Here is a 16,074-nt window from a genome sequence, read left to right as displayed (position 1 = left end):
TCCCGGACATGAAACAATCGGACGGGATCACCGGTGTCAACAGCGAGCAGGAGACACAGCAGGATGCGTATCGGAGTTCTCACGGCGGGCGGCGACTGCCCGGGGCTCAACGCGGTGATCCGGTCGGTCGTGCACCGGGCGGTCACCACGTACGGCGACGAGGTCATCGGCTTCGAGGACGGCTACGCGGGCCTGCTCGACGGCCGTTACCGCGCTCTGGACCTCAACGCGGTGGGCGGCATCCTCGCCCTCGGCGGCACCATCCTCGGCTCCTCCCGGCTGGAGCGCGACCGGCTCCGCGAGGCCTGCGAGAACGCCTCGGACATGATCCACCGGTTCGGCATCGACGCGCTGATCCCGATCGGCGGCGAGGGCACGCTGACCGCGGCGCGCATGCTGTCGGACGCCGGGCTGCCGGTGGTGGGCGTGCCGAAGACGATCGACAACGACATCTCCTCCACCGACCGCACCTTCGGCTTCGACACGGCCGTCGGCGTGGCCACCGAGGCCATGGACCGGCTGAAGACCACGGCCGAGTCGCACCAGCGTGTGATGGTCGTCGAGGTCATGGGCAGGCACGCGGGCTGGATCGCGCTGGAGTCCGGCATGGCGGCCGGCGCCCACGGCATCTGCCTGCCCGAGCGCCCCTTCGACCCGGCCGACCTGGTGAAGATGGTCGAGGAGCGTTTCGCCCGCGGCAAGAAGTTCGCGGTGGTCTGCGTCGCCGAGGGCGCCCACCCGGCCGAGGGCAGCATGGACTACGGCAAGGGCGAGATCGACAAGTTCGGCCACGAGCGCTTCCAGGGCATCGGCACGGCCCTGGCGTACGAGCTGGAGAGCCGGCTCGGCAAGGAGGCCAAGCCGGTCATCCTCGGCCACGTCCAGCGCGGTGGGGTCCCGACCGCCTACGACCGCGTCCTCGCCACCCGCTTCGGCTGGCACGCGGTGGAGGCCGCCCACCGCGGTGAGTTCGGCCACATGACCGCGCTGCGCGGCACGGACATCGTGATGGTCCCGCTGGCCCAGGCGGTGACCGAGCTGAAGACCGTCCCCAAGGACCGCATGGACGAGACGGAGTCGGTGTTCTAGGAGCCGGTGGTCCGGGCGGCGCCGTTCTCCGATGGGGCACGCGCGGGGCCGGTCCCCCGAAGGGGCCCGCGCGGAGCCCGCGGCGGCGAACGCGTCCGGTGCGGCTGCCGCGGTCGCGTCTCCCGCGCCGGACGGGTTCCCCGGCGCCCCACCGGGTCCCGAGGACCTACGAGGCCACCCGCGGACATGCGATTCCGGCCTGCGATGTTGTGGGTGGCCCCGCCGGTCGGCCGCGCCGCCCCGGCACGCGGCTCTCCACAGCAGCTCTCCGCAGGGGTGCGGCCACCCCCTACCGGTCCCCGCCGCTCTCCCGCACCCACCGGTACACCAGTTCCGGCCGGCCCACCTGCCCGTACAACGGGCTGCGTACGGCCCGGCCCGCGTCCACCAGGTGCTCCAGGTAACGCCGGGCGGTGATCCGGGAGATGCCGACCGCCCCGGCGACCCCCGCCGCCGTGAGTCCTTCCCCCGCCTCGCGCAGCGCGTCCGTCACCCGCTGGAGCGTCGGCGCGCTCAGGCCCTTGGGGAGGGCGGCCGGGCTCGGGGCGCGCAGGGTCGCCAGCGCCCGGTCCACCTCGTCCTGGCCGCCCACCTCCCCGACCGCCGCGCGGAACTCGGCGTACCGCACGAGCCGGTCCCGGAGCGTGGCGAAGGTGAACGGCTTCAGGACGTACTGGACCACCCCCAGCGAGACCCCTTCGCGCACCACCGCCAGGTCCCGTGCCGAGGTCACCGCGATCACGTCCGCGTGATGGCCGCCCGCCCGCAGGGACCGGGCCAGCTTCAGTCCGTGCACGTCCGGCAGGTGGAGGTCCAGCAGAAGCAGGTCCACCGGGGTGCGCTCCAGTGCCCGCCGGGCCTCGGCGCCGGTGTGCGCCTTGCCGACCGCGACGAATCCTGGCACCCGGCCCACGTACATCACATGCGCGTCCGCCGCGACCGGGTCGTCCTCCACCACCAGGACGCGGATCGGCTGCGTCCCGCTCCCGCCGTCCGTCATGCCACGCCTCCGGGCAGGCCGCGCTCGGCCCCGGACACGGCCTTGCGGGTCACGTGGTCCTCCGTCCCCTGCGTCAAGGGCAGCCGCGCCTCGAACACCGCGCCGCCCCCTTCGGCCTCCGTCACCGTCAGCGTCCCCTCGTGCCGCCGTACCGCCTGCCGTACCAGCGTCAGGCCCAGTCCCCGCCCGCCGGGGCCCGTCGGCTTGGTGGAGAAGCCGTGCTGGAACACCCGGTCCGCGTGGGCCGGGTGCACGCCCGGCCCGGTGTCCGCGACCCGCAGCACCAGCTCGCCGTCCTCCGCGCACGCCGTGACCGTCACCCGGGCCGGCATGCCCCCCTGCGCCGCGTCCACCGCGTTGTCGACGAGGTTGCCGAGGATCGTCACCAGGTCCCGGGGCGGCAGGCTCCGCGGCAGCAGACCGTCGTCCAGACCGCTGTCCGGGGACACCACCAGCTCCACGCCGCGCTCGTTGGCCTGGGCCGCCTTGCCGAGCAGCAGCGCGGCCAGCACCGGCTCGCTCACCGCGCTGACCACCTGGTCGGTCAGCGCCTGGGCCAGCTCCAGCTCCGCCGTCGCGAACTCCACGGCCTCCTCCGCCCGCCCGAGCTCGATCAGCGACACCACCGTGTGCAGCCGGTTGGCCGCCTCGTGCGCCTGGGAGCGCAGCGCCTGGCTGAAGCCGCGCTCCGAGTCCAGTTCCCCCATCAGCGACTGGAGTTCGGTGACGTCCCGCAGGGTCACCACCGTGCCCCGGCGCTGCCCGCCCGACACCGGTGAGGTGTTGACCACCAGCACACGCGAGTCGGTCAGGTGCACCTCGTCCACCCGCGGTTCGGACGCCAGCAGCGCGCCCGTCAGCGGGGCCGGCAGGCAGAGGTCCGCCACCGACCGGCCCATCACGTCCTCCTCGCGTCCCACGCCCAGCAGTTCCCGCCCGCCGTCGTTGATGAGTGCCACCCGGTGCTGCGCGTCCAGCATCAGCAGGCCCTCGCGCACCGCGTGCAGGGCGGCCTGGTGGTAGTCGTGCATACGGCTGAGCTCGGACGCGTTCATGCCGTGGGTGTGGCGGCGCAGACGCGCGTTGATGACGTACGTGGCGATGGCGCCGAGCGCGAGGATCCCGCCCGCGACCGAGAACAGGGCGATGACCTGTTCCCGGACCCGCTCGCTGATCGCCTCCACCTTGATGCCGGCGCTGACCAGACCGACCACGCGGCCGTCCTCCTCGACGGGCGTGACCGCGCGGACGGACGGGCCGAGGGTGCCGGTGTAGGTCTCGGTGAAGGACTCGCCGCGCTGGGCGCGGGAGATGTTCCCGAGGAAGGGCCGCCCGATCTGGTCCGGATCCGGGTGCGTCCAGCGGATGCCGCCCGGAGTCATGATCGTGACGAAGTCGACGCCGGTGTCCTGCTGGACCTTCAGCGCGTACGGCTGGAGCTCCGCCGAGGGGTCGGAGGTGCGGACGGCCGCCAGGACCGAGGGGGCGTCGGCGATCGAGCGGGCCACGGCCGTGGTCTGGCGCCGGGCCGACTCCTCGGCCTGGCCCCGGTCGCTGACGTAGCTGAAGAGCGCGTACCCGGCCACGACGAGCGCCAGCAGCACGGCCTGCATGGCGAACAGCTGGCCCGCCAGGCTGCGGGGTCTGGGGAGGACGGGTATGCGCATGCCGCCAGTCTGCCTCTTTCGTTCTGGCGTGAACTATGTGGCGTGAACTTAATGAACGGAAGCGTGACCGCCCTCACAGGAAGGGAGATAGTCGCGGCATTCCCCTACACCCGGACGTGAGCCGCACGCCGGTGATGCCGATGACGTCGTCAAGGAGGGCCGCCTTGAGCAGCGCAGCCGATACGGCACCTGCCGCACCCGCACCCGCAGCCAAGCGGGACCGTACCCACTATCTGTACATAGCGGTGATCGCCGCGGTGGTCCTGGGCGTCGCCGTCGGGTTCGCCGCGCCCGACTTCGCCAAGGAACTCAAGCCACTCGGTACCGGCTTCGTGAACCTGATCAAGATGATGATCTCGCCGATCATCTTCTGCACGATCGTGCTCGGCGTCGGTTCGGTGCGCAAGGCCGCGAAGGTCGGCAAGGTCGGCGGACTCGCGCTCGGCTACTTCCTCGCGATGTCGTTCGTCGCCCTGGCCATCGGACTCGTGGTCGGCAACATCGTCCACCCGGGCAGCGGGATGCACCTGACGGAGGCGGTCAAGGGCGTCGGCCAGGCGCAGGCGCAGGCCGCGAGCGAGGGCCCGGTCGACTTCGTGCTGGGCATCATCCCGACCACGCTCGTGTCGGCGTTCACCGAGGGCCAGGTGCTCCAGACCCTGCTGGTCGCCCTGCTCGTCGGGTTCGCGCTCCAGGCCATGGGCCGCAGGGGCGAGCCGGTCCTGCGCGGGGTGGAGCACATCCAGCGGCTGGTCTTCCGTGTGCTCGCCATGATCATGTGGGCAGCCCCGATCGGGGCCTTCGGCGCCATGGCCGCGGTCGTCGGCGAGACGGGCATCGACGCCCTGAAGGCACTCGCCGCGATCATGCTCGGCTTCTACGTCACCTGTCTGCTGTTCGTGCTCGTGGTGCTGGGCGCGCTGACCCGGCTGGTGGCCGGCGTCAACATCTTCCAGTTGCTGAAGTACCTGGGCCGGGAGTTCCTGCTGATCCTGTCGACGTCGTCGTCGGAATCCGCGCTGCCCCGGCTCATCGCCAAGATGGAGCACCTGGGCGTGAGCCGTCCGGTCGTCGGCATCACCGTGCCGACCGGCTACTCCTTCAACCTCGACGGCACGATGATCTACCTGACCATGGCCTCGCTGTTCATCGCCGACGCAATGGACCAGCCGCTGTCCATCGGCCAGCAGATCACGCTGCTGCTGTTCATGATGATCGCCTCCAAGGGTGCGGCCGGTGTCACCGGCGCCGGACTGGCCACCCTCGCCGGTGCCCTTCAGTCCCACAAGCCCGCCCTGGTCGACGGCGTCGGCCTGATCGTCGGCATCGACCGCTTCATGAGCGAGGCCCGCGCCCTGACCAACTTCGCGGGCAACGCGGTCGCCACCCTGCTGATCGGCACCTGGACCGGCGAGGTCGACAAGGACCGCGTCCGGCGCGTCCTCGCCGGCGAGCTGCCCTTCGACGAGAAGACGCTGCTGGACGACGCCGACGATTCCGCCGGGGTCCCCGAGCAGCGCGAGCTGGCCAAGGCGTAGCGCTCGGCGGGACCCGAGACCCCGTGCCCCTTTCAGGGGGCGCGGGGTCTCGTCGTGTTTCGGGGGCGGGCAGTCGCTTTTCGGGAGCGGTCAGTGGCTGAGCCCGGCCACCAGGGCGGCGGCGAGGGAGGCGGGCACCCCGGCCGCCGTCAGTACCGTCACCGCGGCGGCGCGCCCCGCCGCGTGTGCAGCCAGCAGGTCCTCGTTCACGGCCTCCATCAGCGCGAACAGGATCTGCTCGTGGACGTACGCCAGCGCCGACGCGGGCAGCGGGGAGCTGAAGGTGCCCTGGTCGAGGCCGCGCTGGAGCACTTCCGCGCAGCGGTCGCGGACCGGGGCCAGACGCTCGCGGATGCCCTGCACGGTGACCGTGCGCTGGGCGAGGGCGACCAGCAGCCGGTAGCGGTCGGCGATCTCCCAGACCGCCAGCACCGAGCGCGCCACCGCCTCCGCGGGGTCCTCGACGCCCTCGCGGCCCGCCGCGTGCGCGGTGGCGAGCGAGAGCACCGCCTCGTCGACGAGCGTGCTGATCAGCGCCTCCCGGCTGGGGAAGTGGCCGTACACGGTGCGCCGTACGACTCCGGCCGCACGCGCGATCTGGTCCATGGACGCGTCGGGGTCGCGCAGCAGCTCCGCGAGGGCGACATCGAGGATGCGGCGCCGGTTCGCGTCGGCGCGACTGGTGTTACCCGTGGTCATGGCTGACATTCTGCCCTCCTTCGACTTGCACAGCATTGTGCAAGGGTCGTACATTGCACATCGTTGTGCAATTGCACTCCGCTGTGCAAGCAGACCGAGGAAGGCGACCCCTGCCCATGCGACTCGTCATGAACGAACCGGCCGAGAGGATGGACCGCCCCTACGCCCGGCGCTGGTGTGCGCTCCTCGTGCTCTGCCTGAGCCTGCTGATCATCGTGATGGCGAACACCGCGCTCACGGTCGCAGCGCCCGACATGACCCGGGATCTCGGCCTGTCCAGCGCCGACCTCCAGTGGGTCATCGACGGCTACACCGTTCCGTACGCGGCGCTGATGCTGCTGCTCGGCGCGATCGGCGACAAGTACAGCCGGCGCGGCGCGCTCGTCCTCGGACTCGTCGTGTTCGGCGGCGGCTCCGTCTTCGGCTACCTCGCCGACAGTGCGGCGACCGTCATCGCGGCCCGCGCCGTGATGGGCCTGGGTGCCGCGCTGATCATGCCGGCCACCCTCTCCCTGCTGGCCGCGACCTTCCCGCGCGCCGAGCGCGCCAAGGCGATCACCCTGTGGACCGCAACCGCCGGCCTCGCCATCGCCGCCGGTCCCCTCGTCGCCGGCGCGCTGCTTCAGGACCACGGCTGGTCCTCGACCTTCCTGATCAACGTGCCGGTCGCCGCCGTCGCCCTGGTCGGCGCCTTCGTCCTCGTACCGCCCTCCAGGGCGGCACACCACGGCCGGATCGACTACGTCGGCGGACTGCTGTCCGTGGTGTGGATCGGCTCGCTGGTCTACATGATCATCGAAGGTCCGCACTTCGGCTGGGACGCCAAGGCGGTCACCGCGGCCGCGGTCGCGGGCGTGTGCCTGGTGGCCTTCGTCCTGTGGGAGCTGCGCCACCCGCGCCCGGTCCTCGACGTACGGCGCTTCGGGCAGCGCCGCTTCGCCGGCTCCAACCTGGCCGTCGCCCTGTTCTTCCTGGCCGTCTTCGGCGCCTTCTACTACCTCACCCAGCACCTCCAGTTCGTCCTCGGCTACGACGCCCTGGCCACCGGGCTGCGCATGCTGCCGCTGGCCGGCGCCGTCTTCGCCGGCTCGGCGCTGACCGGCTACCTCACCCCGCGGGTCGGCATGAAGTGGACGGTGACCGCGGGCATGGTCGGCGGCACCGCGGCCCTGGCGCTGCTGATCCGGGTGGACGGCTCGTCCGGCTACGGCGACTTCGTGGCAGCCCTGGTGATCCTGGGTCTGGCGATCGGACTCGCCCTCTCGCCCTGCACCGACGCCATCATGGGCGCCTTCCCGGAGTCCGAGCTGGGTGTCGGCGGCGCCGTGAACGACACCTCCCTGGAACTGGGAGGCTCGCTCGGCATCGCGATCCTCGGCTCCCTGCTGTCCACCTCGTACGCCCGGCACCTCTCCGACGCCACGGCCGGCGGCGGACTCCCGGCGGGCGCCCTGACCACCGCCCAGGACTCGGTCGGCGCCGGATACGCCGTCGCCCAGGGCATCGGTGAGAAGGCCCGGCAGCTCGCGGCGCAGGCCGCCCACGCGACCGACCCGCAGCAGGCCGCGCAGCTCAAGGCGCAGGCCGGTCAACTCGCCCAGGGCGCCCAGCGGATGAAGGACGCGGTCGGCTCGTCCTTCTCCGACGCGGTGGCCCACACCAGCCTGGTCGGCGCGGTGATCCTGGGCGTGGGCACCCTCGCCGTCGCCCTGCTGCTGCCACGCGGCGCCGCCCGCGACGAGCAGCCTGCCGAGGAGGCGAAGGAGCTGGTGGGGGCGCTCTGAACGGAAACCTCCCGGCGGCCGTCTCTTACTGTGATGCACTACCGTGCCGTGCCGGATTAATCCGGCACGGCACAACCCCAGGTATGTATGTATGGAGGCACGGGGGATGGCGATCGACTGGGACCGGCGCACGTGTGCGCGCAAGGGGCATGTGACCTACGCCCCGGACGACCCGAGGCTGCGGATCCGGCTGCGCGCGCAGACCGCCCTGGGGGACGTGTGGCGCTGCCTGCGCTGCGGCGACTTCACGCTCGGCGAGCCGCACGGCTCGGGACCGGCCGGCGAGGCCCCACTGGTGCCGCGGGGCAAGGTGCTGCGGGACCTGTTCATCCTGCGGTTCCTCGCGTTCGAGCGGGCACTGCGCGGGGTGTTCATCGTGCTGGTCGCGGTGGCGGTGTGGAAGTTCAGCAACAGCCAGGACGCGGTGCGCCGCCTGTTCACCGAGTACCTGGACGTCTTCCGCCCCGTCTTCCGGCACTTCCACTACGACCTCGACCACTCACCGGTCGTCGGCACGATCCAGAAGACCTTCGGCTACCGCCATTCCACGCTGCTCCTGGTGGCCTCCGTGCTGGTGGCCTACGCGCTGGTGGAACTCATCGAGGCCGTCGGCCTGTGGTACGCCAAGCGGTGGGCGGAGTACCTGACGGTGGTCGCCACCGCCGCCTTCCTGCCGCTGGAGATCTACGAACTCACCGAGCACGTCAGCGCGGTCAAGATCACCACACTGGTCCTCAACATCGTCGCCGTCCTCTACATCGCCCTGGCCAAGCGCCTGTTCGGCCTGCGCGGCGGGCGCAGGGCCTTCGACGAGGAGCGGCGCAGCGCCTCCCTGCTGGAGGTGGAGGAATCGGCCGGCGTGATGGCCTGAGCGGCGGCCGCATTCCACCGCCGTTGCCTTGACGTCGGCGTCAGGGCTTACGTTCGTACGCATGCGAATCGGCGAGCTGGCCGAGCGGGCCGGGACCACGACGCGGGCGCTGCGGTACTACGAGTCGCGGGGGCTGCTGCCCGCGCGGCGGGACGCGCAGGGACACCGCTCCTACGACGAGCGCGATCTGCGGCTGCTCCGGCAGATCAGGACGCTGCGGGACTTCGGGTTCGAGCTGGAAGAGACCCGGCCGTTCGTGGAGTGTCTGCGGGCCGGGCATCCGGAGGGCGACTCGTGCCCGGCGTCCCTCGCGGTCTACCGGCGCAAGCTGGACCAGATGGACGCGCTGATCGGCGAGCTGCGGGCCGTGCGGGAGCAGGTCGGCGCCCAGCTGGCCAGGGCCGAGCAGGCGCGGGAGGCGCTGGCCGCCGACGCGCGGGTTCCGGGAGGTCCGGAGCCCAGGTGCGAGCTGGGAGGGCAGCAGCGGTGATCGGGGCAGCGGGAGTGGCGGAAGTGACGGACGCGGACTTCGCGGCGGAGGTGCTCGGCGCGGACCGGCCGGTGCTGGTGGAGTTCACCGCCGACTGGTGTCCGCCGTGCCGGCAGATGGGGCCCGTGCTCAGCGCACTGGCCGCCGAGCAGGGCGAGCGGCTGAAGGTGGTGCAGCTCGACGTGGACACCAACCCGGACACCACGAACGCCTACAAGGTGCTGTCGATGCCGACCTTCATGGTCTTCCGCGCCGGTGAGCCCGTGAAGTCCATGGTGGGCGCACGGCCCAAGCGGCGGCTGCTGGAGGAGCTGTCGGACGTGCTCTGACCTGCCGGACGCGCTGGGACGGCGGGCCGGAGAATGAGAAATCCCCCGGGTAATTGCGCCCGGGGGATTTCTTTGCGTATATTCGGTGATTCGTGACTTGGTATTCGTCGGGTCACGAAGAAGTTCAGTGAGCACAGTATATCCGGGCGGGAGCTGAATTGTCAAACACCGAATTTCCAGACGGTGAATTGCGGCAGGAGCAGGAATTCATCGACGGACTGTACGCGCGCGTGGACGCGCTGCGCGGTGACACCGAGACCTCCGTCGCGGACGCGCTCGCGCAGGGCGACACGCCCATGCAGGCCCGGCTGGAGCGGGACATCCTCGTCGCCGAGCGGTCCGGGCTGCTGGCCGCGCTGAACGCCGTGGACGGCTCGCTCTGCTTCGGCCGGATCGACCTCACCGACGGCGACAGCCACCACATCGGCCGCATCGGCCTGCGCGCCGACGACACCGAGCGCACACCGATCCTGATCGACTGGCGGGCCGACGTCGCCCGCCCCTTCTACCTGGCCACCGGCCACACCCCGATGGGCCTGCGCCGCCGCCGGCACATCTCCACCGAGGGCCGCCGGGTCTCCGCCCTGCACGACGAGATCCTCGACCTCGGCGACACCACCCGGACCGGCCACGAGGACCCGACCGGCGACGCGGTGCTGCTCGCCGCGCTCGACTCCGCGCGCACCGGCCGGATGGGCGACATCGTGCGGACCATCCAGGCCGACCAGGACCGCATCATCCGCGCGCCGCACCGCGGAGTGCTCGTGGTCGAGGGCGGCCCGGGCACCGGCAAGACCGCCGTCGCCCTGCACCGGGCCGCCTACCTGCTGTACGAGCACAGGGAACTGCTCGCCCGGCGCGCCGTGCTGATCGTCGGCCCGAACCCCGCGTTCCTCGGCTACATCGGCGAGGTGCTGCCCTCGCTCGGCGAGACGGGGGTGCTCCTGGCGACCGTCGGCGAGCTGTTCCCCGGAGTGAGGGCCACCGCGGCGGACACTCCCGAGGCCGCCGCGGTGAAGGGCCGCGCCGGCATGGCCGACGTGCTCGCCGCCGTCGTACGGGACCGGCAGGCGCTGCCCGATCCCGTGATCGCCATCGAGCACGACCGCGAGATCCTGATGCTCGACGACGGCCTGGTGAACGTCGCCCGTGAGCGCACCCGCGCCGCGAAGCTGCCGCACAACGCGGCCCGCGAGCACTTCGAGGGCCACATCCTCAACACGCTCACCGACCTGGTCGCCGAGCGCATCGGCACCGACCCCTACGACGGCTCCAACCTGCTCGACCCCAGCGACATCACCCAGATCCGCGACGAACTCGCCGAGAACCCGGAGGTCTGGTCGGCCATCGACCGGCTGTGGCCGCGGCTGACCCCGCAGCGGCTGGTGGCGGACTTCCTGGCGGACCCGGAGGGGTACGTCGGCGACGAGGAGGCGGCCGCGATCCGCCGCCCGGTGACCCGGGCGTGGACCGTCGCGGACGTCCCCCTCCTCGACGAGGCCGCCGAACTGCTCGGCGAGGACGACCGCCTGGCCCGTGCCCTGGCCGAGCGCGAGCGCGAGACCCGGATCGCCTATGCCCAGGGCGTACTGGACGTCTCGTACGCGTCCCGGACGTACGAGTTCGAGGACAAGGAGGACGGTGACCCGGACGCCTCGGAGGTGCTGTCCGCGCACGACGTCATCGACGCCGAGCGGTTCGCCGAACGCCAGGAGGAGGAGGACCACCGCAGCGCCGCCGAGCGCGCGGCGGCCGACCGCACCTGGGCGTTCGGGCACATCATCGTCGACGAGGCGCAGGAGCTGTCACCGATGGCGTGGCGGCTGCTGATGCGGCGCAGCCCGACCCGTTCCATGACCCTGGTCGGCGACCCCGCGCAGACGGCGGAGGCGGCCGGCGTCGGCTCCTGGGCGGACATCCTCCGGCCGTACGTCGAGGACCGCTGGGAGCACACCCGCCTCGGCGTCAACTACCGCACCCCGGCCGAGATCATGGAGGTGGCGGCGGCCGTGGTCCGCGCCGAGCACCCCGGTTTCGAGCCCCCGAGCTCGGTCCGCTCCACGGGCGTTCGGCCCTGGGCCCGCGCCACCGACGACCTGCCCGGCGCCGTGGAGAAGGCCGTCGCGGAACTCAGCCCGGAGGAGGGCCGGCTCGCCGTGATCGCCCCGCGCGACCTGCACCGGCGGCTGGCGGCCCGTCTCGAGGGGGTCGAGGCCGGTGCCGAGCCCGACCTGACCCGGACGGTCGTCCTGCTCGACCCGCGCCAGGCCAAGGGCCTGGAGTTCGACTCCGTCCTGGTGGTCGAACCCGCCCGCTACGGCACGAGCGACGTGTACGTGGCGCTGACCCGCGCCACACAGCGGCTGGGCGTGCTGTACACGGAGGTGTTGCCTCCGGCTCTGGTGGAGGCGTTCGGGGAGTAGGGGTGGCTGTCCCGGGGGCTGCCGCCCCCGGACCCCCGCTTCGGCCCGGACGGCCTCGTCCTCGAACGCCGGACGGGCTGGTTGCAGTCGGCCCGGCTCTTCCCGATGCCGGAGGAATCTTCATGCCGGTCGCAGCCACACCGTCGCCAGAGGTGGCAGCGTCAGGCGGATGCTCGCCGGGCGGCCGTGCCGCCCCTGGGGTTCCGGTTTGAGCGGGTCGGGGTGGACGACGTCGCTGCCGCCGTAGCGGGCCGCGTCGGTGTTGAGGACCTCCCGCCAGGCGGGCACGTCGTCGGGGACGCCGACGCGGTAGTCGGGGCGGACGACCGGGGCGAAGTGGGACACCGCCAGCAGCGGGGTGCCGTCGGTGTCGTGGCGCAGGAAGGCGAAGACGTTGTCGTCCGCCTCGTCCCCGGTGATCCACTGGAAGCCGTCGGGGTGGACGTCGCGCGCCCACAGGGCGGGCGTGGCCCGGTAGACGGTGTTGAGGTCGCGGACCAGGTCCAGCACCCCCCGGTGGTCGGCCGCGGCACCGTAGTTCGGGTCGAGCAGCCACCAGTCCGGGCCGCGGGTCTCCGACCATTCGGCGCCCTGCGCGAACTCCTGCCCCATGAACAGCAGTTGCTTGCCCGGGTGGGACCACATGAAGCCCAGGTAGGCGCGCAGGTTCGCCCGCTGCTGCCACCAGTCGCCGGGCATCTTCGACACCAGCGAACGCTTGCCGTGCACCACCTCGTCGTGCGAGATCGGCAGCACGTAGTTCTCGCTGTAGGCGTACACCATCGAGAACGTCATCTCACCGTGGTGGAACGTGCGGTGGACGGGATCGTGGCTCATGTACTGGAGCGAGTCGTGCATCCAGCCCATGTTCCACTTCAGCCCGAACCCCAGGCCGCCGAAGCCGCTCGGGCCCCGGTGGTGGGTCGCGCGGGTCACGCCGTCCCAGGCCGTGGACTCCTCGGCGACGGTGACCACGCCCGGCACCCTGCGGTACACGGTCGCGTTCATCTCCTGGAGGAACGCCACGGCGTCCAGGTTCTCCCGGCCGCCGTGCTCGTTCGGCGTCCACTGGCCCGGCTCGCGCGAGTAGTCCAGGTACAGCATGGAGGCGACCGCGTCCACCCGCAGGCCGTCGATGTGGAACTCCTCGCACCAGTAAAGGGCGTTGGCGACGAGGAAGTTGCGCACCTCGCGGCGGCCGAAGTCGAACTCCAGGGTGCCCCAGTCCGGATGCGCGGCCCGCAGCGGGTCCGCGTGCTCGTACAGGGGCCGGCCGTCGAACTCGGCCAGGGCCCACTCGTCGCGCGGGAAGTGCGCCGGCACCCAGTCCATCAGGACGCCGATGCCCGCCTGGTGCAGGGCGTCGACCAGGAACTTGAAGTCGTCCGGGGTGCCCAGACGCGCGGTGGGCGCGTAGAAGCCGGTGACCTGGTAGCCCCAGGAGCCGCCGAAGGGATGCTCGGCGACCGGCATCAGCTCCACATGGGTGAAGCCGAGGTCCTTGACGTACGCCGGCAGCTGCTCGGCGAGCTGACGGTACGTCAGCCCCGGCCTCCAGGACGGCAGGTGCAGCTCGTACACCGAGAACGGGGCCTCGTGCGCCGGGCGTTGGGACCGGTGGGACATCCACTCCGCGTCGGACCACTCGTGGTGCGAGGCGTGGACGATGGACGACGTGGCAGGCGGCACCTCGGTACGGCGGGCCAGCGGGTCGGCGCGCAGTGTCCTGGACCCGTCCGGCCGGGTGATCTCGAACTTGTACAGCTCGCCCTCGCCGATCCCGGGCACGAACAGCTCCCACACACCCGTGGCGCCGAGCGAGCGCATCGGATACCCGGTGCCGTCCCAGAAGTTGAAGCCACCGGCGACGCGCACCCCCCGGGCATTGGGCGCCCACACCGCGAACCGGGTGCCGGTCACGCCCCCGTGGGTCGTCGGATGCGCCCCGAGCGCCTGCCACAGCTGCTCGTGCCGGCCCTCGCCGATCAGGTGCAGATCGAACTCGCCCAGCGTGGGCAGGAAGCCGTAGGCGTCCTCGGTGTGCTGCACCGTCCCCGCGTACTCCACCTCCAGCCGGTACGCGGGCACCTCCGGCAGCGGCAGCAGGCCCGAGAAGAACCCCTCCCCGTCGTCGCGGAGCCCGGCCCGCTGCTCCCCGGCGACCACGGTCACGCCCAGCGCGTACGGCCGGAACACCCGGAAGGCGACCCCACCGGGTACTGGGTGCGCGCCGAGCACGGAATGCGGATCGTGATGCGTCCCCGCGAGCAACCGCTCCCGGTCGCCGGCCCCGACGGCGACCGGAGCGGGGTCCTCCGGGCGCCGGGCGGCCGCCGGCTGCGGTGCCACGGGTGCCTGTGCCACGGGCTGCGGCGCCGCGGGTCGGGCGGCTGCCTTCGTGGCCGGTTTCTTCTTCACCGCCGTTGTGGCGGTCTTCCCGGCGGCGGCCCCGGTGGTCGTGGCCTTCGCGGCCGTCGTCTTCGCGGCGGTCTTCTGCGCCACTGCCTTCTTCGCCGCCGCTTTCTTGGCCGTCGTCTTCTTCGCCACCGCCTTCTTGGCCGTGGCCTTCTTCGTGGCTGCCTTCTTCGCCGGTGCCGGCCGGTCGTGGCCCGCGGCCTCGGCCGTGTTCTTCGGATCAGAACCGCTGGACGGGGTGCGGGGGGTCACGGGTGGTGCCTCCTCGGCGCAGGTCGGATGCGGTGGACGGGGGGGAGACGGGGGACAGGGGAAGGGGGTCAGGCCGTGTCCGGAGCGGCCAGGCGGTGTACCGCGGACATCGGTACCGGGAGCCAGTCGGGGCGGTGCCGGGCCTCGTAGAGCACCTCGTAGATCGCCTTGTCCGTCTCGTAGGCGCGCAGCAGGACGGGGTCGGTGCGCGGGTCGCTGCCGCTGACCTCGGCGTATCCGGTGCAGTACGCGGCGCGGCAGGCCTCGGCCCACTCCGGTGCCGGCGGGCCGCCGGCCGAGTGCGCCGCGTAGTCGAAGGAGCGCAGCATCCCGGCCACATCCCGCACCACGGGCTGGGCCATCCGCCGCTCGGCCAGCGGTTTCGCCGGCTCGCCCTCGAAGTCGATCAGCCACCACTGTCCGGAGGCGGAGCGCAGGCACTGCCCGAGGTGGAGGTCGCCGTGGATGCGCTGCGCGGTCCAGGTGCGGCCCTCGGCCGCCAGATCGGCCAGCGCCTCGAACGCGGAGCGCAGACCGGGGACGTACGGGCCGAGCGCGGGCACCGCCTGCGCGGCCGACTCCAGACGCTCGGTCATGCCGTTCACCAGGATCTCGAGCTGCATGTGGCCGAGTGTGACCGTGGGCAGCGCGTGGGCCAGCGCGGTGTGCACCTCGGCGGTGGCGCGGCCCAGCGCCCGCGCCTCGGCGCCGAAGTCCTCGCCCTTGGCCAGTTCGCGCAGTGCCAGCTCCCAGCCGTCCGAGGCGCCCTGCACGAAGGGCTGGAGCACCCCGAGTACGTACGACTCGCCGTCCAGCTCCGCCGTCATCCACGCCGTCGGCGGCGGCACCTGCGAGCAGCCCTCCTCGGCCAGGGCCAGCGGCAGTTCCAGGTCGGGGTTGACGCCGGGCAGCACCCGTCGCAGCAGTTTCAGGATGAACGTGTCGCCGTAGACCACCGACGAGTTGGACTGCTCGGCGGTGACCACGCGGGGAACCAGGTCGGGGCGTATCTCGTCCCGCCGTTCGAAACGCAGCCCGCCGATGCGGGCCCGGGTGCGCAGTGCCTCCAGGATCACCTCGGCGGGCCGGGGGTCGTACAGGGCGTCGTACACCGTGCGTCCGGCGAGCGGGCCCTCGTGCACATGGCCGATCAGCGCGGGCGCCAGCCGTGGGGGCAGCGCCTCGCGCACGCCTATGAGCAGCTGGTAGCAGTCACCGGGGTGCGGGACCGTGCCGTGCACGGGTGCAAGCGGCTGGTGGGCGCGGACCAGCAGGTGGTACAGGCCCAGCTTCCGGTCGCCCGGCAGCATCTCGGTGGCGGCGACCAGCGAGAAGCCCGTCACGGGACGGCCCTTTCCCGAGAACCAGCGCTGCCGCGGCAGCCACTCCCGCAGCAGCGGGTCCAGTGACGCGAGGAGACCGGGGCTGCCGGCGGTGACAGAGCGTGTGACGGCTTGCGACATGGCTTCCGACATGGCGTCGCGTCCAATCGCTGGTCGGGTGTGACTGACGCGTGC

At 72.1% G+C, this 16,074-nt stretch carries 12 protein-coding genes; 7 read left to right on the top strand and 5 right to left on the bottom strand.

Annotated elements, in window-relative coordinates:
• Positions 1 to 63: 63 nt before the first annotated feature.
• On the top strand, positions 64 to 1,089 hold the full coding sequence (locus tag TNCT6_RS08665; protein WP_141358243.1) for an ATP-dependent 6-phosphofructokinase: 1,026 nt from the start codon (positions 64 to 66) through the stop codon (positions 1,087 to 1,089).
• Positions 1,090 to 1,378: 289 nt separating this feature from the next.
• Here TNCT6_RS08665 and TNCT6_RS08660 read toward each other — a convergent pair whose 3' ends face one another.
• Both TNCT6_RS08660 and TNCT6_RS08655 read right to left on the bottom strand, forming a co-directional pair.
• Positions 1,379 to 2,089 (bottom strand): response regulator, encoded by a 711-nt coding sequence (locus tag TNCT6_RS08660; protein ID WP_141358241.1) that lies wholly within the window; start codon positions 2,087 to 2,089, stop codon positions 1,379 to 1,381.
• Complete coding sequence (locus TNCT6_RS08655) at positions 2,086 to 3,756, bottom strand: sensor histidine kinase (RefSeq protein WP_141358239.1); 1,671 nt, start codon at positions 3,754 to 3,756, stop codon at positions 2,086 to 2,088. The genes TNCT6_RS08660 and TNCT6_RS08655 overlap by 4 nt, the downstream gene beginning before the upstream one ends.
• Positions 3,757 to 3,896: 140 nt before the next feature.
• On the opposite strand from TNCT6_RS08655, the gene TNCT6_RS08650 reads away from it, so the two are divergent.
• Positions 3,897 to 5,294 carry a cation:dicarboxylate symporter family transporter gene (locus TNCT6_RS08650; protein ID WP_172632837.1) on the top strand — a complete coding sequence of 466 codons (1,398 nt, stop codon included), beginning with the start codon at positions 3,897 to 3,899 and terminating at the stop codon, positions 5,292 to 5,294.
• Positions 5,295 to 5,384: 90 nt separating this feature from the next.
• On the opposite strand, the gene TNCT6_RS08645 is transcribed toward TNCT6_RS08650, so the two are convergent.
• Positions 5,385 to 6,002, bottom strand: coding sequence for a TetR/AcrR family transcriptional regulator (locus TNCT6_RS08645; protein WP_141358235.1), 618 nt, complete (start codon positions 6,000 to 6,002; stop codon positions 5,385 to 5,387).
• A gap of 107 nt (positions 6,003 to 6,109) precedes the next feature.
• On the opposite strand from TNCT6_RS08645, the gene TNCT6_RS08640 reads away from it, so the two are divergent.
• The 5 genes from TNCT6_RS08640 to TNCT6_RS08620 all read left to right on the top strand — a co-directional run bounded on the left by TNCT6_RS08640 (position 6,110) and on the right by TNCT6_RS08620 (position 11,890).
• Positions 6,110 to 7,777 (top strand): MFS transporter, encoded by a 1,668-nt coding sequence (locus tag TNCT6_RS08640; protein ID WP_141358233.1) that lies wholly within the window; start codon positions 6,110 to 6,112, stop codon positions 7,775 to 7,777.
• Between the two features lie 106 nt (positions 7,778 to 7,883).
• Positions 7,884 to 8,648, top strand: a complete 765-nt coding sequence (locus tag TNCT6_RS08635; protein ID WP_141358231.1) for a DUF2127 domain-containing protein — start codon at positions 7,884 to 7,886, stop codon at positions 8,646 to 8,648.
• A 61-nt stretch (positions 8,649 to 8,709) separates the two neighbouring features.
• On the top strand, positions 8,710 to 9,138 hold the full coding sequence (locus TNCT6_RS08630; protein ID WP_141358229.1) for a MerR family transcriptional regulator: 429 nt from the start codon (positions 8,710 to 8,712) through the stop codon (positions 9,136 to 9,138).
• A gap of 14 nt (positions 9,139 to 9,152) precedes the next feature.
• Positions 9,153 to 9,467 (top strand): thioredoxin, encoded by a 315-nt coding sequence (gene trxA / locus TNCT6_RS08625; RefSeq protein WP_141366240.1) that lies wholly within the window; start codon positions 9,153 to 9,155, stop codon positions 9,465 to 9,467.
• 188 nt (positions 9,468 to 9,655) lie between these two features.
• Entirely contained in the window at positions 9,656 to 11,890 is a 2,235-nt protein-coding gene (locus TNCT6_RS08620; RefSeq protein WP_141358227.1) for an AAA family ATPase, read from the top strand.
• A 120-nt stretch (positions 11,891 to 12,010) separates the two neighbouring features.
• Here TNCT6_RS08620 and glgB read toward each other — a convergent pair whose 3' ends face one another.
• Both glgB and TNCT6_RS08610 read right to left on the bottom strand, forming a co-directional pair.
• Positions 12,011 to 14,557 carry a 1,4-alpha-glucan branching enzyme gene (glgB, locus tag TNCT6_RS08615; RefSeq protein WP_141358225.1) on the bottom strand — a complete coding sequence of 849 codons (2,547 nt, stop codon included), beginning with the start codon at positions 14,555 to 14,557 and terminating at the stop codon, positions 12,011 to 12,013.
• Positions 14,558 to 14,625: 68 nt separating this feature from the next.
• Complete coding sequence (locus tag TNCT6_RS08610) at positions 14,626 to 16,020, bottom strand: maltokinase (RefSeq protein ID WP_141358223.1); 1,395 nt, start codon at positions 16,018 to 16,020, stop codon at positions 14,626 to 14,628.
• Positions 16,021 to 16,074 lie beyond the last annotated feature (54 nt).

The organism is Streptomyces sp. 6-11-2, from assembly GCF_006540305.1.
Classification (GTDB): Bacteria; Actinomycetota; Actinomycetes; order Streptomycetales; family Streptomycetaceae; genus Streptomyces.
Note: the sequence above shows the minus strand (reverse complement) of the source record. Positions and strands in the feature narration are given on the sequence as shown.

Bases quoted from the DNA above. Each gene is read 5' to 3' on its own strand.
- TNCT6_RS08665 (WP_141358243.1), top strand. From the start codon at position 64: ATGCGTATCGGAGTTCTCACGGCGGGCGGCGACTGCCCGGGGCTCAAC.
- TNCT6_RS08660 (WP_141358241.1), bottom strand. From the start codon at position 2,089: ATGACGGACGGCGGGAGCGGGACGCAGCCGATCCGCGTCCTGGTGGTG.
- TNCT6_RS08655 (WP_141358239.1), bottom strand. From the start codon at position 3,756: ATGCGCATACCCGTCCTCCCCAGACCCCGCAGCCTGGCGGGCCAGCTG.
- TNCT6_RS08650 (WP_172632837.1), top strand. From the start codon at position 3,897: ATGACGTCGTCAAGGAGGGCCGCCTTGAGCAGCGCAGCCGATACGGCA.
- TNCT6_RS08645 (WP_141358235.1), bottom strand. From the start codon at position 6,002: ATGTCAGCCATGACCACGGGTAACACCAGTCGCGCCGACGCGAACCGG.
- TNCT6_RS08640 (WP_141358233.1), top strand. From the start codon at position 6,110: ATGCGACTCGTCATGAACGAACCGGCCGAGAGGATGGACCGCCCCTAC.
- TNCT6_RS08635 (WP_141358231.1), top strand. From the start codon at position 7,884: ATGGCGATCGACTGGGACCGGCGCACGTGTGCGCGCAAGGGGCATGTG.
- TNCT6_RS08630 (WP_141358229.1), top strand. From the start codon at position 8,710: ATGCGAATCGGCGAGCTGGCCGAGCGGGCCGGGACCACGACGCGGGCG.
- TNCT6_RS08610 (WP_141358223.1), bottom strand. From the start codon at position 16,020: ATGTCGCAAGCCGTCACACGCTCTGTCACCGCCGGCAGCCCCGGTCTC.